The following is a 17,806-nucleotide window of genomic DNA, read 5'->3' on the forward strand; positions in this document are numbered from 1 at the left end:
CGGTACGCTGCAAACATGTTCGCCTTCCTGCCCTCGATGCCCGGGGTCGACGACGTCCGCGCGTTGGCCGTACGAGTCGACACCGCCCGCCACCACGGCGTACCCAATGGCTGTGTCCTCGAGCTCGACCTGCGTTCGGCGCCACCGGAGGCGACGGGGTTCGACCCGCTCGCGATCTTCACCGGTGGGAGGCCGCTGGCGTTGCGCGACGCCGTCGCCGCGATCCACCGCGCGGCGGAGGACCCGCGGGTCGCCGGGCTGATCGCCCGGGTGCAACTTGCGGCGTCACCCCCGGCGGCGGTGCAGGAGCTTCGCGAGGCCATCGTTGCGTTCACCGCCGCCAAGCCGTCGCTGGCCTGGGCGGAAACCTATCCGGGCACCCTGTCCTACTACCTGGCCTCGGCGTTCGGCGAGGTCTGGATGCAGCCGTCGGGAAGCGTCGGGCTGATCGGCTTCGCGAGCAACGAAACCTTCCTGCGCGACGCGTTCGACAAGGCGGGGATCGAACCTCAATTCGTCGCGCGCGGCCAATACAAGTCGGCGGCAAACCGTTTCACCGAACACGGATTCACGACCGCCCATCGCGAGGCCGTCACTCGGATGCTGGAAAGCCTGCAGCAGCAGGCGTGGCAGGCGATCGCCGAATCGCGCAGGCTCGACCCCGGCGCGCTCGACGCGCTGGCCGACCGCGCCCCGTTGTTGCGTGACGACGCCGTGGCCGCCGGCCTGCTCGACCGGATCGGATTTCGCGACGAAGCCTACGCTCGTATAGCGGAACTGGTTGGGGTGAAAGATGTTTCGGATGACACCGCCCCGCCGCGGTTGTACTTGGCGCGCTACGCCGGTGCGGCCCGCTCCCGGCTGGCCCCACCCAAGCCATCGGTTCCCGGCCGCCGGCCCAAGCCGACCCTGGCCGTGATCACCGTCGACGGCATGATCGTCGACGGACGCGGCGGCCCGCAGTTCCTGCCGCTGGGCACCGCCACCGCCGGCGGCGACACCATCGGGGCGGCGCTACGGGAGGCCGGCGCCGACGACTCGGTGTCCGCGATCGTGCTGCGGGTGAACAGCCCCGGCGGCACGATCACCGCGTCGGAGAGCATCTGGCGCGAGGTGACCCGCGCCCGCAAGCGGGGCAAGCCGGTGGTCGCTTCCATGGGCGCGGTCGCCGCCTCCGGCGGTTACTACGTCTCGATGGGGGCCGACGCGATCGTCGCCAATCCGTCGACGGTCACCGGTTCGATCGGTGTGATCACCGGCAAGCTGGTGATCCGCGACCTGCTGGAGCGGTTGGGGGTTGGGTCGGATACCGTGCGCACCAACGCCAATGCCGACGCCTGGTCGATCGACGCACCGTTCACGCCGGAGCAGCAGGCGCATCGAGAAGCCGAGGCGGACCTGTTCTATGCCGACTTCGTGCAGCGGGTCGCCGAAGCCCGCAACCTGACCGCCGACGCGGTCGATCGTGTTGCGCAGGGACGAATCTGGACCGGCGCCGACGCGCTGGACCGCGGCCTGGTCGACGAACTCGGCGGGTTCCGCACCGCCGTGCGCCGGGCCAAGGTTCTGGCCGACCTCGACGAGGACAGCGACGTCCGCATCGTCAGTTATCCGGGCTCATCGCTGCTGGACATGGTGCGGCCCCGCGCCTCGTCGCAACCCGCCGCCGCATCGCTGCCGGACGCGCTGGCGGCCCTGCTGGGCCGCACGGTCACCGGCGTCCTGAACAACGTCGAGCAGACGCTCAGCGGCGCCAGCGCGCTGTGGCCGGGCCCGTCGCGGTTCTAGAAACCTAGCCGGTGAGATTGCCGCTGATGAAGATGATCTCGCCGAGCGGATCGTCGTTTTCCGGGGCGGGCGCGTCGATGCCCTGGCGCCGGAACAGTTCCGTGCGGGTGGTGCCTTCGACGTCCCACCGCTTGGATCGCAGATAATCCACGACGTGGTTGCGCTCGCCGGCGTAGACCAGCGACGCCATGTCGATGTCCACGCCGTGCTCGCGGAAGGAACCGGACATCTCCCGGACCTTGTCGGCATCGAAATCGACGATGCCGGGCACGAATTCGGTGGCGATCGTGCTCCCGGGCACACTGAGGGCGGTGATGTTGTCGAACAACCGGTCCTGGGCTTCCGGCGGCAGGTAGATCAGCAGGCCCTCGGCCAGCCACGCGGTAGGCGCCGTCGTATCGAACCCGGCCGCTTTCAGGGCGGCCGGCCAGTCGGCGCGCAGGTCGATCGGCACGGTGCGCCGCGTCGCGGTCGGTTCGGCACCGATCCCGGCCAACGTGCCCGTCTTGAATTCGATCACCCGGGGCTGGTCGATCTCGTACACCACCGTGCCGTCCGGCCACGGCAACCGGTAGGCGCGTGAGTCCAATCCGGACGCGAGGATCACCACCTGCCGGATTCCGCCGCCGGTGGCGTTGACGAAGTAGTCGTCGAAGTACTTGGTGCGCACCGCCATTCCGTCGACCATCGCCTGCATGCGCACCAGCGACGCGTTCTCGATCGCCTCGAGGTCCAGCTCGCCGTCCATCATCTTGGTGAAGAAGTCCACCCCGACCGCGCGCACCAGCGGTTCGGCGAACGGGTCGTGGATCAGGCCGCGGGGATCCTTCGTCGCCATGGCCCGCCCGGCGGCCACCATGGTCGCGGTCGCGCCCACACTGGACGCCAGATCCCACTCGTCGTCGTGAGCGCGTGACATAGGGGAGACCCTAGCCAACCCGCTACGCCAGCGTCGCGGCGACGTAGCTCAACTCACCGAAGGTTGCCGACATCTCGTCCTCGGGGAATTCAAAGCCGTTCTGCGCGTACAACTCCCGGGCCGGGTGTGTCTCCACATGCCAGCCGTGCGTTTTCAGGTAGTCGACGACGACGTTGCGTTCGCCCCGGTAGAAGAGGTCGGCCGCGTTGAGGTTGAAGCCGAAGCGCTGCCACCGTTCGCTGATGCGCTGCAATCGCTCGTCGGAGAAGGCGTTGGGGTCGGGCACGTGTTCGGTGGCCACCCGGCTGCCCGGCGCGCTGAGCGCGGTGATGTTGTCGAACAACCGGTCTTGGGCCTCGGGCGGCAGGTATGGCAGCAGCCCTTCCGCGCTCCACGCGGTCGGCTGCGTCACGTCGAACCCGCCGTCGCGCAACGCCGCCGGCCAGTCGTCACGCAGGTCGACGGCGATTGCGCGGCGCTCGGCTGTCGGGGCGGCGCCGAGGCCGGCCAGCGTGTCGGTCTTGAACGCGATGACCTGCGGCTGGTCGATCTCGTAGACGATGGTGCCCGCCGGCCACGGCAAGCGGTAGGCGCGGGTGTCCAGGCCAGACGCCAGGATCACCGCCTGCCGCACGCCATCTTTGGTGGCACCGGTGAAGAAGTCGTCGAAAAACCGGGTGCGAACCGTGATCTGCTCGGCCCGGGCCTTGCGGTTGAACAGCGGGTCGTCCTCGAAATCGACCTGTCCGTCGACGATGCGGATGAAGGGCTCCAGTCCGACGGCGCGGACCAGCGGTTCGGCCAGCGGATCGTCGAGTAACGCGTCGGGTCCCCGTGACGCCACCGCGCGGGATGCGGCGACCATGGTGGCCGTCGCTCCCACGCTGGACCCGGGTCCCCAGCTGTCGCCTTCGTTACGTCCCGATTCCACAGTCATGCCAAGGCTCCTATTTCTTGTCCAGCGTGCCGCTTACGTAGAGCACCTCGCCCATGCGTGTGTCGTCGTCCTCGAGCGGCGGAAGCCCGTTGGCCGAGAACAGCTCCCGGATGCTCGCGCCGTTCAGTGACCAACCGCGCTCGCCGAGGTAGGGGGCGGCCTCGTTGCGGTCCCCGAAGTAGACGAGCCCCGCCATGTCCAGGTCGAAACCGTGCGCACGCCAGCGTTCGGAGATTTGCTGCATGCGCTCCTTGAGCTTCTCCTCGTCCCCGGGCTCGGGGTTGGGCGCGCTCTCGACCGCCACTCGGCTGCCCTGGGCGCTGAGTTCGGTGATGGTGTCCAGCAGGCGGTCCTGCGCCTCCGGGGGCAGGTAGCCCAGCAGGCCCTCGGCGCTCCACGCGGTCGGCTGGGCCGGGTCGAATCCGGCGGCGCGCAATGCGGCGGGCCAGTCGTCGCGCAGGTCGACGGCCACCACGCGCCGGTCGGCGGTGGGCGCGGCGCCCAGCTCGGCCAGCGTGCGCGACTTGAACTCGATCACCTGTGGCTGGTCCACCTCGTAGACGACGGTCCCGGCGGGCCATGCCAGCCGGTAGGCACGGGCATCCAGCCCCGAAGCCAGGATCACCGCCTGCTTGATGCCCGCGCGCGTCGCGTCCAGGAAGAACTCGTCGAAGAACTTCGTGCGCACGGCCATGTTGTCGGCCATCCGGGACATCGCCCCGGTGGATCCGGTCGCGCCGTCGTGCGCGTCGTTCAGCTCGTCCGGGTTCACCTCGCCGGTCGCCAGCCGGGTGAGCAGGTCCACGCCGACGGCCCGCACCAGCGGCTCGGCGAATGGGTCGTTGATCAGCGGACGGTCGGCGCGGGTGGCCACGGCGCGGGCGGCCGCGACCATCGTTGCGGTCACCCCGACACTGGACGCCAGGTCCCAGGTGTCGCCCTCATACCTGGTGGAAGTCATGTTCGCCCCTGTTCAGAAGTAGTCAGGCTAATATTTAGCTAATTTAACAAGCCTCCACCACTGTACGCTTCCCCCGATTCGCGGCAACCCGGCGGCGGCGCCGCGAAGGTCGCGTTCGACCAGCGCTAGAGCAGGGCGCCCCGGGATCCGGTGACGGGCAGATCGATCGGCGTGATGACCCCCGGCTGCGCGTCGCACAGGAACGGTATGGCGTTGACCGCCGCGACGGCCGTGCTGTCCATCAACACGGTCATCACGTCCTCGCCGGGTCTGCCGAACCGGATCGTCGCGTCCACGCGTGGCTCGCCTTCGATCACCACGCTGAATCCCTTGGGGTCCGTCCATTGTGGGTCCAGCGCGTCGTCGCTCATGGTCCAGCAGATGGCCAGCTCGACCACCGGGCGGCCCCCGCGATAGCCGCGATAGGTGCGGCGCTGGCCCCCGGCGGTCCCCGCGGCGTAGTTCACCCACCCCAGATCCAGGTCCCGGGTCAGCACCGCGGGCTCGACGAATGCCTCCTTGGAGTCGAGCTCGGTGCCCAGCATGGCGGCGATCATGTCCAGCGTCTCGAAGTAGCCGAGCCCGTATCGTTGCGTCGCCGGGTCGAGGTGCGTCACCCGCTCACGGGGTGGCTTGCCGAATCCGAGCACCTTCCACACGTCCTGTATGGGATAGGTTGTGCAGTCCAACGTTTCGACGAGCTTGACGCTGTGCACCCGTCGGCACGCGCCGGTGAGGAACCCGGCGACGACGTTGATGAAGCCCGGCTCGAATCCCGTCCCCAGGAAGGTCGCATTGCCCCGTCGGGCTGCCTCCTCGAGGGCCGGGAGTTCGGCCGGGTGGTGGGTGCCGGTCAGGAAGTCTCCGGTCGTGACCACGTTGATGCCGCGGCGCAGCATCCTTTCCACCAGTTCGTAGTCGATGGCCCGCGGCATGTAGTTCACGCAGTCCGGCGCCAGGTCGAGCAGCGCGTCGACGTCGTCCGTCGCGGTGACGCCGGTCGGGGGCCGGTCCGCGAGATCCCCGGCGTCGCGCCCCACCTTCTCCGCCCCCAGGGCGTGCACGCCCACCACGTCGAAGTCGTCGCGGTCGAGCAGGATGCCGAGGGCTCGCTTTCCGATGTTGCCGGTGGACCACTGAACCACGCGGTAGGGCGCCATGGCATCAACCGTAACTGGCGGTCTAGGCGGGGCGGGTGGCGCGATAGTAGTTCAATCGCCCGAGAACGCGGTGCCGCTCCGAGGCGACCTGGGTGCACTCGAAACCGGCCCCGCGCAGCAGTCGCGGGATCGCGTCGCCGAGGTTGCCGGCCGCGTGGTGGTTGCGCCTGATGAGCCGCGCCAGCAGGCCGTGGTCATCGGTCATGTCGCCGCCGATGTCGACCAGGTGCAGCCGGCCGCCCGGGCGAAGGACGCGGAAAACCTCCGCCGCCGCAGCGGCTTTGGCGTCGTCGCCGATATGGTGCAGCATCAAAGACGACAGCACCCGGTCGAATTCGCCGTCGGCGTAGGGCAGCCGTTCGGCGTAGCCCTGCTCGAAGCGGATCCCCTCCGCCTTTCGCTTCGCCCGGTCAAGCGCCCGCGGGTCGGGATCGCATCCGACCACCTCCAGCTGGGGATGGGAGCGTTTCGCCCGAATCGTGAGATTGCCGGTGCCGCAGCCGATTTCCAGGATGCGGAGGCAGTTGTCGAGTTCTGCCTGCGCGAGCAGCGCGTCGTGGACCCTTTTCATGCCGAGCAGGCGTGACATCAGGTCGTAGGTGGGGAGCAACGCGTCGTGGCCGGCGGCCGGCAGGTAGTCATGTGGATGATGTTTTGTCACGCAATCCATGGTGAACCGATGCATCGGCAAAGAATTGGGTGATCCTCGGAGAAACTTGAACTATTTTCGGTGATATGGCGCAACCGGCTCGGATGGTTCGGCAGCGCGCGGGGGTGCCGGTCTACGCATACCGGACCGATCCCGACACCCCCCCGGTCACGGTGGTGCGGTCCGGCCCGGAGGATTTTGTCGACCGCGGTCGCCACATCCACGACTTCCCGGCGCTGTGGTACCTGCCCGCGCCCGGGCTTGTCTACGTGGCAGCCGCGGGGCGGGTGCTCGATCCCGCGCAGTTGGCCGATCGCGACGCCGGTATCGCTGTCTTCTTCGACCCCGCGGCCCTGGGCGAGGACGGGCGATCGCCGTGGCCGGCGTGGCGGGCGCACCCGCTGCTGTTCCCGTTCCTGCACGGGCACGCCGGCGGGATTTTGCGGCTGGAGGTGCCCGCGGCGCGACGGCCGGTCTGGGACGCGGCGATCGGGTCGATCGAAGCCGAGCTGCTCGCACGGCAGGACGGCTATCGGCAGGCCACCTTGGCACATCTGACGCTGTTGCTGATCGACCTCGCGCGGCTGGCGGGCCCGGTGGTGGCCGAGCTGCGCCGCGCGGGCGAGCCGCTGCTGGCCGAGGTGTTCGAGGTGATCGACCGCCGGCACGCCGAGGCATTGTCGCTGCGCGACGTCGCGGGCGAACTTGGCGTGACGTCCGGGCACCTGACCACCGTGGTGCGGCGCCGCACCGGGCGCACCGTCGGAGAGTGGATCACCGAACGCCGGATGGCCGAGGCCCGCGGGCTGCTGGCCGATACGGATCTGCCGGTCGCCGAGGTCGCCAGGCGGGTGGGGATCGCCGATCCCGGCTATTTCAGCCGGCTGTTCGGCCGGACCCACGGGCTCTCGCCCCGCGGGTGGCGACGCCGCTGACGAGGCGTCCCGGTCCTGTCGAGCGGTCACTGGCGGGGCCCCGAATCCCTTCGCCACCGTTGACGAGCGCGTCGAACGTTGTTCTAATCAGAACATTGTTCGAAAGGCCCGGATGGGAGAATGCGTGCAGATTTCATCAGGTGCGCCGGTGTTGCGGCACGGAGCGCTCGACCGGGCGCACTTGACCAAGCACCTGTTGCAATTGGCCAAGCGTGTCGGCGTCAACCGGGTCACGATGCGCGAGCTGGCCGCTGAGGCGGGCACGGCCGCCTCGTCGGTGTACTACCACGTCCGTGACAAGCGCGAATTGCTCGATCTGCTCATCGAATCCGTGCTCGCCCAGATCGAGGTGCCGCAGGAGGGCGACTGGGAGTCACGGTTGATCGCGCTCTACACGAATGCGTGGAAGGAGCTGGTCGAGGTGCCCGGGATCACCGTCCTGCTGCTGGAACATCCGCACACGGCGGCAGCCACCGAGATGGACCGCGCCTCTCGCGGAATCCTGCACGAATCCGGTTTGAACGCGGAACATTTCGATGCGGCACACGCCACGCTCTATGTCCACCTGTTGGGGGCAGTGCAGCTCGAGCAAATCCGTCACGCCGGTGCCGGGGCACACGGTCCAAGTGACGAAGCGTTTGCGTACGGGTTGCGGTTGATATTGGGCGGTCTGCGAAGCGAAATCGGGGGTGGTGCATGATGAGCGACACGACGATCGACCTCGCCGAGCCGGCGATCTGGTCATCGCGCTTTCCCGACGATCTGTTCGCCGAACTGCGCGCCCATACGCCGGTGTTTCATCAGCGGCTCACCGAGGAGGTGAGATCGGCCGTCGGCCGCGAATTCTGGGTGTGTACCAAGCACGCCGACGTGGCACGGGTGCATCGCGACTACGAGACGTTCACCGCGACACGCGGACCGCTGATCCAGGACGTAGCACTGTTCGACGCTTACCCGGCGATCGTGAGTCTGGACCCGCCGGATCACACCGTCCGCCGCCGGCTCATCACGCGTGCCTTCACTCCGCGCGCGGTCGCCAAGTTGGAAGACGGAATTCGCAGTCGGGCCAAAGAGATGGCCGGGGCACTGCGGGAGTCCGGAGGTGGCGAGTTCGTCGACCTGGCCGCCGGATTGCCCATATCGGTGATCGGCGACATCGTGGGGATCCCCGAATCCGACCGCCCGCATGTTTTCGGTTTGATCGATCGAGTTCTGAAGACCGCTGGTGCGCAGATGTCCCTCCCCGAGGGGGACGATCTGTTGCCCTTCGTGGAGCTGTTCGAATACGCAAGCTCGCTGACGGCGCACAAACGCGAACATCCCGTGGACGACATCTGGAGTGCGCTGTGCACCACGGAAGTCACGGAAGAATCCGGAAAGCGCTTCCTGCTGCCCTCCAACGAGTTGGAGATCTTCTTCTTCATCCTCGGGCTGGCGGGTGCCGATACGACACGAAACGCGTTGTGCGACGGGATTCGTGCTTTCGTCGACAACCCCGACCAGATGGCGATCTATCGTTGTGACCCCGGTGCGCGCGCCACGGCGGTCGAGGAGGTGATCCGCTACTCCACGCCCATCATGTTCTGGGTACGCGGAGCGACCAAGGACGTCCACCTCGGCGACGTTCTGATCCCGGCGGGTGCGCGCGTGGTGACGATGTTGCGATCGGCCAATCGCGACGAGGACGTCTTCGAGGATCCGTACAGGTTTGACATTCGCCGTAATCCCAATCCGCACCAGTCGTTTGGCGGTGGCGGCGCCCATCACTGCCTGGGGGCCATGCTGGCCCGAGCGGAAGTCCGGGCCGCCCTGGACGAGATCTTGTTGAACACCGACCTGATCGAGGTCGGCGAGCCGACCATGGTGCTTCCCGACCTGACGAACAACATGACGGTGTATGAATCGCTGCGGGTCCGCTTTAGCTAGTCAGAGGGATTCGATGTCCAGCCAGCGGTCGACGTCGAATCGGTCCTCGGCGGCGAGGATCGTCGCACCACCGCGTCCAGGGTAGTGCGCGGGAATCACGGCGGCCTTCGCCTGGACTGCCTCGGTGAAGATCCGGCGGCGGGTCACCGCGGCGGCCGGCGCGTCGAGGTCGAAGGCGCAGGGGTCGGCGGGTCTTCGGAGTTGCAGCGGGCTGTGCGTGAGATCGCCGACGAAGACGGCCGGCTGACCCGCATCCAGCCACAGCACCGAGGAGCCTGGCGTGTGCCCGGGGGCGGGCCGCAGCCGCAGCGACGGGCTGACCTGGTAATCGTCCGACCATTGGACGAGCTGTCCCGCCGCCGCGATCGGTGCGACGCTGTCCGCGAACACGAGCTGGTCGCCGCGCTGCTGCGCCGCTTCCTCCTCGCTGCGCGGCGATCGCCTCGCCGCGGGCCCATCGGGTGCGAAGTGCTGGTAGTCGGCGGCCGGCACCACGTATCGGGCGTTGGGAAACGTCGGCACCCAGGAATCGTTGTCCAGCATGGTGTTCCACCCGACATGGTCGGAGTGGACGTGGGTGTTGACCACCACGTCCACGGCGGCGCGGTCGACGCCCGCGGACCGCAGGGCGGCCAGGAATCCGGTGTTGAGGTGGTCCAGGGGTGGCATGTGCGGGCGTTGGCGGTCGTTGCCGACACCGGTGTCCACGACGACGGTCAACCCGTCGACCTCGATGACCCAGCTTTGGATCGCGATGTGCCACTGATCGATGGATGGGTCGAAGAAGTCCGGCACCAGCAGGTCGGCGTTGTCTTGCCAGCCGGACGGCGGTGTTTGCGCGAAAAGGCGTGTCGTCAGGTCGAATTGGAGTTCGAGGACCCGCGCCACGCGCGCGTGGCCGAACCGGACCGGGCGCATCAGGCGTTCGCGCGCAGGTAGCCGTATACGCCGGCGAAGTTGCGGTTGACGTCCTCGGGGATGGGCACCGGGCCGCCGAGTGCCCGTGCGCCCCAAACGATTTGGGCGGTGCGCTCCACCAGGGCGGTGATGTGCAGCACCTTGTCCGGTCGTGGCCCCACGGCCACCAGGCCGTGGTTGGCGATCAACGCGGCGCCCCGGCCGTCGAGCGCCTTGACGGCGTTGGCGCCGACGTCGGGGGTGCCGGAGGCGGCGTACTCGGTGCAGCGGACGTCCCCGCCGCAGTACACCGCGAACTCATCGATGCACGCCGGAATCGATTGGTGCGCAATGGCGAACATGGTCGCCCACACCGGGTGGCTGTGAATGACGCTGCCGATGTCGTCGAACGCGCGGTAGCAGGCCAGGTGCAGCTGCATCTCCGAGGACGGCGAGCGGCCGTCCGCGGCGTGCAGCACGGCGCCGTCCGGGTCTATGAGCACGAGGTCGTCGAGCTGCATGTCGCGGTAGTCGACCGACGACGGGGTGATGACGATGTTGCCGTCGGAACGCCGCGCGGAGATGTTGCCCGCGGTTCCCTCGACCAGGCCCCGGCGCAGCATGTCCTTGGCCGCGTCGAGCACCGCCGTTTCGGGGTGGGCCACCGATTTCACGGACGTCATGGGCCGAGCACCTCCGGGTTGACGATGTGGGCGGGCATCCCGCCGGCCAGCAGCGCTTCCAGGTCGTCGGCCACCATCTGCGCCTGCCGAGCCTCAGTGTTCCACGTGGCGCCGCCGATGTGAGGCGTCAGCACGACATTGGGCATGCCGACCAGCGGGTGGTCGGTGGGCAGCCATTCGCCGACGAAGTGGTCCAGGCCGGCGGCGGACACCTTGCCGTCGCGCAGCGCGTCGACGAGCGCGTCGGTGTCGTGCAGCTGGGCGCGGGCGGTGTTGAGGAAGACCACGCCGTCACGCATGGCGGCGAACTGCGGGGCCCCGATCATGCCGACCGTGTCGTCGGTGACGGGCGCGTGCAGGGAGACGACGTCGGCCTCGCCCAGCAGCTCGTCCAGGCCGTGCCGGGCGTCGTCGTTGTAGGGGTCGTGGGCGATGACCCGCAGGCCCAGCCCGGACAGCCGCCATGCGGTGGCGCGGCCGACGGCGCCGAGGCCCACCAGACCGGCGGTGCGCCCGGCGACCTCCCAGGCGCGGAACCGCTGATAGGGGATGCTGCCATCGCGAAAGATGTTGCCGCTGCGGACATCCGCGTCGGCGGGCAGGAGCTGGCGGGTGACGGCCAGCAGCAGCGCCACCGTCATCTCGGCGACCGCGTCGGCGTTGCGGCCCGGGGTGTTCAGCACCGGGACCCCGGCCGCGGTGGCCCCCGCGATGTCGACGTTGTTGGGGTCGCCGCGGGTCGAGGCGATCACCCGCAGGCCCAAGTCGAACACCGGCCCGCCGACCGAGTCGCTTTCCACCACAACGACATCGGCGGCCTCGGCGGTGATGCGTTCGGCCAGTTGTTCGGCACTGTAGATCCGCAGCGGGGTCTGCTCGATCCACGGGTCGTACACCACGTCGGCCAGCTGCTTCAGCTTGGCGAAGCCCGGTCCCCGCAGCGGGGCCGTCACCAACGCGCGCGGTCTTGACGTCACGAACCCCAATGCTGGCGTACGGTGACGCCCGTGTCACGTGAAGTCATCACAATTGGCATCGACGTCGGCAGCACCGCGGTCAAAGCCGTCGCCGCGGACGCCGACGGCCGGGTGACGGCGCGGGCGCGGATCCCGCACCAGCTACGGGTGCCGGCGCCCGGCCGGCTCGAGCACGACGCCGGCGAGGCGTGGCGGCGGGGGCCGGTGGCGGCGCTGAACCAGCTGAACCCCGGGCCGAACGTCCGCGCGGTGGCCGTATCGGCGATGGTGCCGTCGCTGACGGCCGTCGACGCCGCGGGCGTGCCGACGACGCCGGGACTGTTGTATGGCGACGAACGGGGCCGAACACCGGAACAATCGGTGCAGCCGCTGCCGGCCCTGGGCGAGGCCGCCGAGTTCCTGCGCTGGACGGCGGCGCAGGCGCCGGACGCGGCCGGGTACTGGCCGGCGCCGGCGGTGGCCAACCACGCCCTTGCGGGCGAGGCGGTGATCGACTTCGCCACCGCCGCGACCGCGTACCCGCTGTTCGACGGGACGGGCTGGAACCCCGAGGCGTGCGCCGAGCGCGGCGCGCGGCCCGAGCAGATGCCGCGGGTGGAGAGCATGGGGGCCGCCGTGGGGCAGGTGCACGGCAGCGGCGCCGCGCTGGGAATCGGCGCGATCGACGCGTTGTGCGAGCAGATCGTTGCCGGCGCCGACCGCGACGGCGACGTGCTGGTGCTGTGCGGCACCACCTTGATCGTGTGGACCACCATCCCCGAGGCCCGGCAGGTGCCGGGCCTGTGGACCATCCCCCATACCGCTGCGGGCAAGAGCCAGATCGGTGGGGCGAGCAATGCTGGCGGGCTGTTCCTCGGCTGGGTGGACCGCGTCGTCGCATCCGGCGACCCGGCCGCCGCGCAGCCCGGGCGGGTGCCGGTGTGGTCGCCCTACATTCGCGGGGAGCGCACCCCGTTCCATGACCCGGATCGCCGGGCCGTGCTCGACGCGCTGGACCTCACCCACGACGCGGCCGCGCTGCGCCGGGCCGCCTACGAGGCGTCGGGCTTCGTGGTCCGTCAGCTCATCGAGCTGAGCGGGGCGCCGGTGGCACGGATCGTCGCCACGGGCGGCGGCACCCGGGTCGGACCGTGGATGCAGGCCATCGCCGACGCCACCGGGCGGCCGGTGGAGGTGTCGGCGGTGCCCGAGGGGGCGGCGCTGGGCGCGGCCTTCCTCGGGCGCATGGCGGCCGGCCTGGAAACCTCGATCGCCGACGCCGCCCGCTGGGTCTCCACCGAACGGGTCGTCGAACCCGATGCCGCCTGGGCCGCCGCGGTCGAGGACCGCTACCAGCGGTTCCTGGAGCTGGGAAACCGGGGATGTAGCGCGCTCCCTCCGGCGGCGTTCTAGGCTGGTGCAATGACCGACCACGATCGCAAAGCCGCCCGTCGCGAGATTGCCGATGCCCTGCTGAAAGCTCTTGAACGGCGCCATGAAATCGCCGACGTCGTGGTGGAGTCCGAGAACAAGGCGGCCGCGGTCGAGGCGATCGTCCGACTGCTCGACACCTCCCACGTGGCCGCCGAAGCGGTGATGGGGATGTCGTTCGATCAGCTCACCATCGACTCGCGCCGCAAGATCCTGTCCGAGCTCGAGGACCTCAACAAACAGCTCAGCTTCACCCTCGGCGAGCGTCCGGCCAGCTTGGGCGAGACCCTGGAGCTGCGGCCCTTCTCGGCGGAAAACGACCGCGACATCTTCGCCGCCCGCACCGAGGACATGGGTGCCGCCGGGGACGGGTCCGGCGGCCCGGCCGGCAACCTCGACGACGAGATCGGCGCGGCGCTCGGGCGCCTCGACGACGAGGAGGCGGCGTGGTTCGTGGCCGTCGATTGCGGGGAGAAGGTCGGGATGGTGTTCGGCGAGCTGCTCGGGGGCGAGGTCAACGTGCGCATCTGGATCCACCCGGAGCACCGCAAGAAGGGTTACGGCACGGCCGCCCTGCGCAAATCGCGCACCGAGATGGCCTGGTGCTTCCCCGCCGTGCCGATGGTGGTGCGCGCGCCGTCCGCCAGGCCCGCCTGAGCTACGGCAAAGCCGCTGGCGGCGTAGGGCTTTCGCGGGCGCCTAGCTCAACGTCGCCGTGACGGCGACGATGTTGCGCAGCTGGGACATCTCGTCGTCCGGGAAGACGAGGCCGTAGTCGGCGAAGTACTCGCGCCGCTCCCGGGTGCTCACCCGCCAACCGCGGCCGGTCAGGTACTCCACGACGTTGCTGCGCTCCCCGTCGAAGAACAGCCCCGACAGGTCGATGTCGCATCCCAGGTTTGCCCACCGCTCGTTGAACTGCCGCGCGCGTTCGCTCATCGTCCGGCCGGAGTCGCCGTGGAATTCGGTGGCCAGCTTGCTCCCGGGCGCGCTGAGCTCGGTGATGTTGTCGAAGAGCCGGTCCTGGGCTTCGGGCGGCAGGTACATGAGCAGCCCCTCGGCGCTCCACGACGTCGGTTGCGCCGGGTCGAAACCGCTGCGCCGCAACGCTTCCGGCCAATCGTCGCGCAGATCGACACTCACGGTGCGCCGCTCGGCGGTCGGGGAGGCGCCCAGATCGGTCATGGCGGCGGTCTTGAACTCGACGACCTTGGGCTGATCCACCTCGTAGACGACGCTCCCGGGCGGCCAGCTCAGCCGGTACGCGCGAGCGTCGAGGCCGGCGGCCAGGATCACCGACTGGCGGATCCCGTCCCGGGCGGCGTTGAGAAAGAAGTCATCGAAGAAGCGCGTGCGCACCGCGATCGAATCCGTTTCCAGCTGCAGATCCCGTTCGCCGTCCTCCGCATCCGTGGGAGCGACTTCACCGTCGACCAGTTGGCGGAAGAATTCCAGGCCGACAGCTCGCACCAGCGGCGCCGCGAACGGGTCGTCGATGATCGGGTCGGTGCCCTCGCTGGCCAGCGCGCGGGCCGCGGCGACCATCGTGGCCGTGGCGCCGACACTGGAGGCCAAGTCCCAACTGTCTTGGTCAGTGCGTGTCATGCTGCTCCCCATTTACTTAGCAAATGCAACGAACGAAGAGCACTCTACGCCCCACGGCTTGCGGCTCCCTGTGCTTTTTATGGGTCGTCGTTGACGGCCCTGGACGGAGCTGCCCAGACCAGCTGTTAGTCTCGTACACGGTTTGACGCGCGACGCCGTACGTCCTGGCCTGCGGGTGTTGGGCGCGTAATGCAGGAGACCCCCGGCTCGCAGGAGGAAGAGTGCTTTCGGCTTTCATCTCATCGCTGCGGACAGTCGACCTGAGACGGAAGATCCTCTTCACGCTGGGAATCGTCGTTCTCTATCGGCTGGGCGCTGCTTTGCCGTCCCCTGGCGTCAATTTCCCGAACGTCCAGCAGTGCATCAAGGAGGCCAGCGGCGGCGCGGCCGGACAGATCTATTCGCTGATCAACCTGTTCTCCGGTGGTGCGCTGCTGAAGCTGACGGTGTTCGCGGTCGGGGTGATGCCCTACATCACCGCCAGCATCATCGTGCAGCTGCTCACGGTGGTCATCCCGCGGTTCGAGGAACTGCGCAAGGAAGGCCAGTCCGGCCAGGCCAAGATGACGCAGTACACCCGCTATCTGGCCATCGCGCTGGCGGTCCTGCAGGCAACCAGCATCGTGGCGCTGGCGGCCAACGGCGGGTTGCTACAGGGCTGCTCGCTGGACATCATCGCCGACCAGAGCATCTTCACGCTGGTCGTCATCGTGATGGTGATGACGGCCGGCGCGGCGCTGGTCATGTGGATGGGCGAGCTGATCACCGAGCGGGGCATCGGCAACGGCATGTCGTTGCTGATCTTCGTCGGCATCGCGGCGCGCATCCCGTCCGAGGGCAAGACCATCCTGGACAGCCGTGGCGGGATGATCTTCGCCGCCGTCTGCGTGGCCGCCCTGGTCATCATCGTCGGCGTGGTGTTCGTCGAGCAGGGACAGCGCCGCATCCCGGTGCAATACGCCAAGCGCATGGTGGGCCGGCGCATGTACGGCGGAACGTCGACCTACCTGCCGCTCAAGGTCAACCAGGCCGGCGTCATCCCCGTCATCTTCGCGTCGTCGCTCATCTACATTCCGCACCTGATCACGCAGCTGATCCGCAGCGGCAGCGGTGGAGTGGGCAACAGCTGGTGGGACAAGTTCGTCGGCAGTTACCTGTCCGATCCCAGCGATCCCATCTACATCAGCATCTATTTCGGACTGATCATTTTCTTCACGTACTTCTACGTGTCCATCACGTTCAACCCCGACGAACGTGCCGACGAGATGAAGAAGTTCGGCGGGTTCATTCCGGGCATCCGGCCGGGCAAGCCCACCGCCGACTACCTGCGTTATGTGCTGAGCCGGATTACCCTGCCGGGCTCGATCTACCTCGGCGCCATCTCGGTGCTGCCCAACGTGTTCCTGCAAATCGGCAATGGCGGAGCGGTTCAGAATTTGCCGTTCGGCGGTACCGCGGTTTTGATCATGATTGGCGTCGGCTTGGATACGGTCAAGCAGATCGAGAGCCAGCTGATGCAGCGCAACTATGAAGGGTTCCTGAAGTGAGAGTCGTTTTGCTGGGCCCGCCGGGGGCGGGCAAGGGAACGCAGGCCCAGAAGCTCTCCGAAAAGCTCGGGATCCCGCACATCTCCACCGGTGAGCTCTTCCGCAGCAACATCGAGAACGGGACCAAACTCGGCCTGGAGGCGAAGCGCTATCTGGACGCCGGCGACCTGGTGCCCTCGGAGTTGACCAACCAGCTCGTCGACGACCGCCTCAGCGATGCCGACGCGGCCGCCGGCTTCGTCCTGGACGGGTATCCGCGGTCGACGGAGCAGGCCAAGGCGCTGCACGAAATGCTCGAACGCCGCGGCACCGACATCGACGCGGTGCTGGAGTTCCGCGTCTCGGAGGACGAGCTGCTGCAACGGCTCAAAGCCCGTGGCCGCGCCGACGACACCGACGACATCATCCTGAACCGGATGAAGGTGTACCGCGACGAGACCGCGCCGCTGCTCGAGTACTACCGCGACGAACTCAAGACGGTCGACGCCATCGGCACCTTGGACGAAGTGTTCGCCCGCGCCCTGCAAGCGCTGGGCAAGTAATCATGAGCGCGCTGGCGCGGCTGCGGAGTCGCAAAGTCGTGCCGCAGCGCACCGCCGGTGAGCTGGACGCGATGGCGGCGGCAGGGGCGGTGGTCGCGGCCGCGCTGCAGGCGGTGCGGGCGGCCGCGGTTCCCGGGGTGTCGACGCTGGGCCTCGACCAGATCGCCGAGTCGGTGATCCGGGAGGCGGGCGCGATACCGTCGTTCCTCGGCTATCACGGTTACCCCGCGTCGATCTGCGCGTCGGTCAACGAGCGGGTGGTGCATGGGATTCCGTCGGCCGCCGAGATCTTGGCCCCCGGCGACCTGGTGTCCATCGACTGTGGCGCGATCCTGGACGGCTGGCACGGTGACGCCGCGATCACGTTCGGCGTCGGCACCCTCGACGCGGCCGACCAGGCGCTCTGCGACGCCACCAGGGAATCGCTCGAAGCCGGCATCGCGGCGATGGTCCCCGGCAACCGGCTGACCGACGTCTCGCACGCCATCGAAACGGGCACGCGCGCGGCGGCCGACCGGCACGGGCGCGCGTTCGGGATCGTGGAGGGCTACGGCGGCCACGGCATCGGGCGGCACATGCACATGGACCCCTTCCTGCCCAACGAGGGCTCACCCGGGCGCGGCCCGCTGCTGGCCCCCGGGTCGGTGCTGGCGATCGAACCGATGCTGACGCTCGGGACGGGCAAGACCGTGGTGCTCGACGACGCGTGGACCGTCACCACCTCCGACGGGTCCCGTGCGGCACACTGGGAGCACACCGTCGCGGTCACCGACGCCGGGCCGCGCATCCTGACCCTGGCTTAGCCGGCTGAACCGGCCGTGATCGCGAGCGCGGCGGAGCCGGGTGAAGCGGGTCGTGGCCATTGAACCG

General features: G+C 68.7%; 18 protein-coding genes. 9 read left to right on the forward strand and 9 right to left on the reverse strand.

Features of this window, described 5'->3' with window-relative positions; genetic code table 11:
* The first annotated feature begins 15 nt into the window (after positions 1–15).
* Positions 16–1,788 (forward strand): signal peptide peptidase SppA, encoded by a 1,773-nt coding sequence (sppA, locus tag A5758_RS11045; RefSeq protein ID WP_067739782.1) that lies wholly within the window; start codon positions 16–18, stop codon positions 1,786–1,788.
* A 4-nt stretch (positions 1,789–1,792) separates the two neighbouring features.
* Here sppA and A5758_RS11050 read toward each other — a convergent pair whose 3' ends face one another.
* The 5 genes from A5758_RS11050 to A5758_RS11070 all read right to left on the reverse strand — a co-directional run bounded on the left by A5758_RS11050 (position 1,793) and on the right by A5758_RS11070 (position 6,426).
* Positions 1,793–2,707 carry a class I SAM-dependent methyltransferase gene (locus tag A5758_RS11050; protein WP_067739784.1) on the reverse strand — a complete coding sequence of 305 codons (915 nt, stop codon included), beginning with the start codon at positions 2,705–2,707 and terminating at the stop codon, positions 1,793–1,795.
* A 22-nt stretch (positions 2,708–2,729) separates the two neighbouring features.
* A complete protein-coding gene (locus A5758_RS11055; protein WP_067739786.1) occupies positions 2,730–3,644 on the reverse strand; it encodes a class I SAM-dependent methyltransferase in 915 nt (304 codons plus the stop codon).
* 10 nt (positions 3,645–3,654) lie between these two features.
* Positions 3,655–4,605 (reverse strand): class I SAM-dependent methyltransferase, encoded by a 951-nt coding sequence (locus tag A5758_RS11060; protein ID WP_067739788.1) that lies wholly within the window; start codon positions 4,603–4,605, stop codon positions 3,655–3,657.
* A gap of 125 nt (positions 4,606–4,730) precedes the next feature.
* The gene (locus tag A5758_RS11065; protein WP_067739789.1) at positions 4,731–5,765 is read right to left on the reverse strand and encodes a dihydrodipicolinate reductase; all 1,035 of its coding nucleotides are present in this window, start codon (positions 5,763–5,765) and stop codon (positions 4,731–4,733) included.
* Positions 5,766–5,787: 22 nt separating this feature from the next.
* The gene (locus tag A5758_RS11070; RefSeq protein WP_369816419.1) at positions 5,788–6,426 is read right to left on the reverse strand and encodes a class I SAM-dependent methyltransferase; all 639 of its coding nucleotides are present in this window, start codon (positions 6,424–6,426) and stop codon (positions 5,788–5,790) included.
* A 74-nt stretch (positions 6,427–6,500) separates the two neighbouring features.
* Between A5758_RS11070 and A5758_RS11075 the strand changes: the two genes are divergently transcribed.
* From A5758_RS11075 to A5758_RS11085, 3 genes are all read left to right on the forward strand, one after another.
* Positions 6,501–7,349, forward strand: coding sequence for an AraC family transcriptional regulator (locus A5758_RS11075; RefSeq protein ID WP_067739790.1), 849 nt, complete (start codon positions 6,501–6,503; stop codon positions 7,347–7,349).
* A 124-nt stretch (positions 7,350–7,473) separates the two neighbouring features.
* Complete coding sequence (locus tag A5758_RS11080) at positions 7,474–8,049, forward strand: TetR/AcrR family transcriptional regulator (RefSeq protein WP_231987278.1); 576 nt, start codon at positions 7,474–7,476, stop codon at positions 8,047–8,049.
* Positions 8,049–9,275 carry a cytochrome P450 gene (locus A5758_RS11085; protein ID WP_067739794.1) on the forward strand — a complete coding sequence of 409 codons (1,227 nt, stop codon included), beginning with the start codon at positions 8,049–8,051 and terminating at the stop codon, positions 9,273–9,275. The genes A5758_RS11080 and A5758_RS11085 overlap by 1 nt, the downstream gene beginning before the upstream one ends.
* On the opposite strand, the gene A5758_RS11090 is transcribed toward A5758_RS11085, so the two are convergent.
* Genes A5758_RS11090 through A5758_RS11100 form a run of 3 tightly spaced genes read right to left on the reverse strand, consistent with a single transcriptional unit; the run spans position 9,276 to position 11,832 of the window.
* Entirely contained in the window at positions 9,276–10,193 is a 918-nt protein-coding gene (locus A5758_RS11090; protein WP_067739797.1) for an MBL fold metallo-hydrolase, read from the reverse strand. It lies immediately after the preceding gene.
* Positions 10,193–10,855: an L-fuculose-phosphate aldolase gene (locus tag A5758_RS11095; protein ID WP_156622590.1), complete on the reverse strand. Its 663-nt coding sequence runs from the start codon at positions 10,853–10,855 to the stop codon at positions 10,193–10,195. Before A5758_RS11095 ends, A5758_RS11090 begins: the two co-directional genes overlap by 1 nt.
* On the reverse strand, positions 10,852–11,832 hold the full coding sequence (locus A5758_RS11100; protein WP_066945826.1) for an NAD(P)-dependent oxidoreductase: 981 nt from the start codon (positions 11,830–11,832) through the stop codon (positions 10,852–10,854). Before A5758_RS11100 ends, A5758_RS11095 begins: the two co-directional genes overlap by 4 nt.
* A gap of 30 nt (positions 11,833–11,862) precedes the next feature.
* Between A5758_RS11100 and A5758_RS11105 the strand changes: the two genes are divergently transcribed.
* Entirely contained in the window at positions 11,863–13,224 is a 1,362-nt protein-coding gene (locus A5758_RS11105; protein WP_067740003.1) for an FGGY-family carbohydrate kinase, read from the forward strand.
* 9 nt (positions 13,225–13,233) lie between these two features.
* A complete protein-coding gene (locus A5758_RS11110; protein ID WP_067203551.1) occupies positions 13,234–13,899 on the forward strand; it encodes a GNAT family N-acetyltransferase in 666 nt (221 codons plus the stop codon).
* Between the two features lie 42 nt (positions 13,900–13,941).
* Here A5758_RS11110 and A5758_RS11115 read toward each other — a convergent pair whose 3' ends face one another.
* Entirely contained in the window at positions 13,942–14,847 is a 906-nt protein-coding gene (locus A5758_RS11115; protein ID WP_067739799.1) for a class I SAM-dependent methyltransferase, read from the reverse strand.
* Positions 14,848–15,068: 221 nt separating this feature from the next.
* Here A5758_RS11115 and secY point away from each other — a divergent pair, with 221 nt between their 5' ends.
* From secY to map, 3 genes are read left to right on the forward strand one after another with little or no spacing between them, the layout of a single operon-like run.
* On the forward strand, positions 15,069–16,394 hold the full coding sequence (gene secY, locus A5758_RS11120; RefSeq protein ID WP_067203547.1) for a preprotein translocase subunit SecY: 1,326 nt from the start codon (positions 15,069–15,071) through the stop codon (positions 16,392–16,394).
* Positions 16,391–16,936, forward strand: coding sequence for an adenylate kinase (locus A5758_RS11125; protein ID WP_067203546.1), 546 nt, complete (start codon positions 16,391–16,393; stop codon positions 16,934–16,936). Before secY ends, A5758_RS11125 begins: the two co-directional genes overlap by 4 nt.
* A 2-nt stretch (positions 16,937–16,938) precedes the next feature.
* A complete protein-coding gene (gene map / locus A5758_RS11130; RefSeq protein ID WP_067203544.1) occupies positions 16,939–17,739 on the forward strand; it encodes a type I methionyl aminopeptidase in 801 nt (266 codons plus the stop codon).
* Positions 17,740–17,806: the final 67 nt, after the last annotated feature.

It is taken from the genome of Mycobacterium sp. 852014-50255_SCH5639931, assembly GCF_001665605.1.
In the GTDB taxonomy this organism is placed as follows: domain Bacteria; phylum Actinomycetota; class Actinomycetes; order Mycobacteriales; family Mycobacteriaceae; genus Mycobacterium; species Mycobacterium paraffinicum.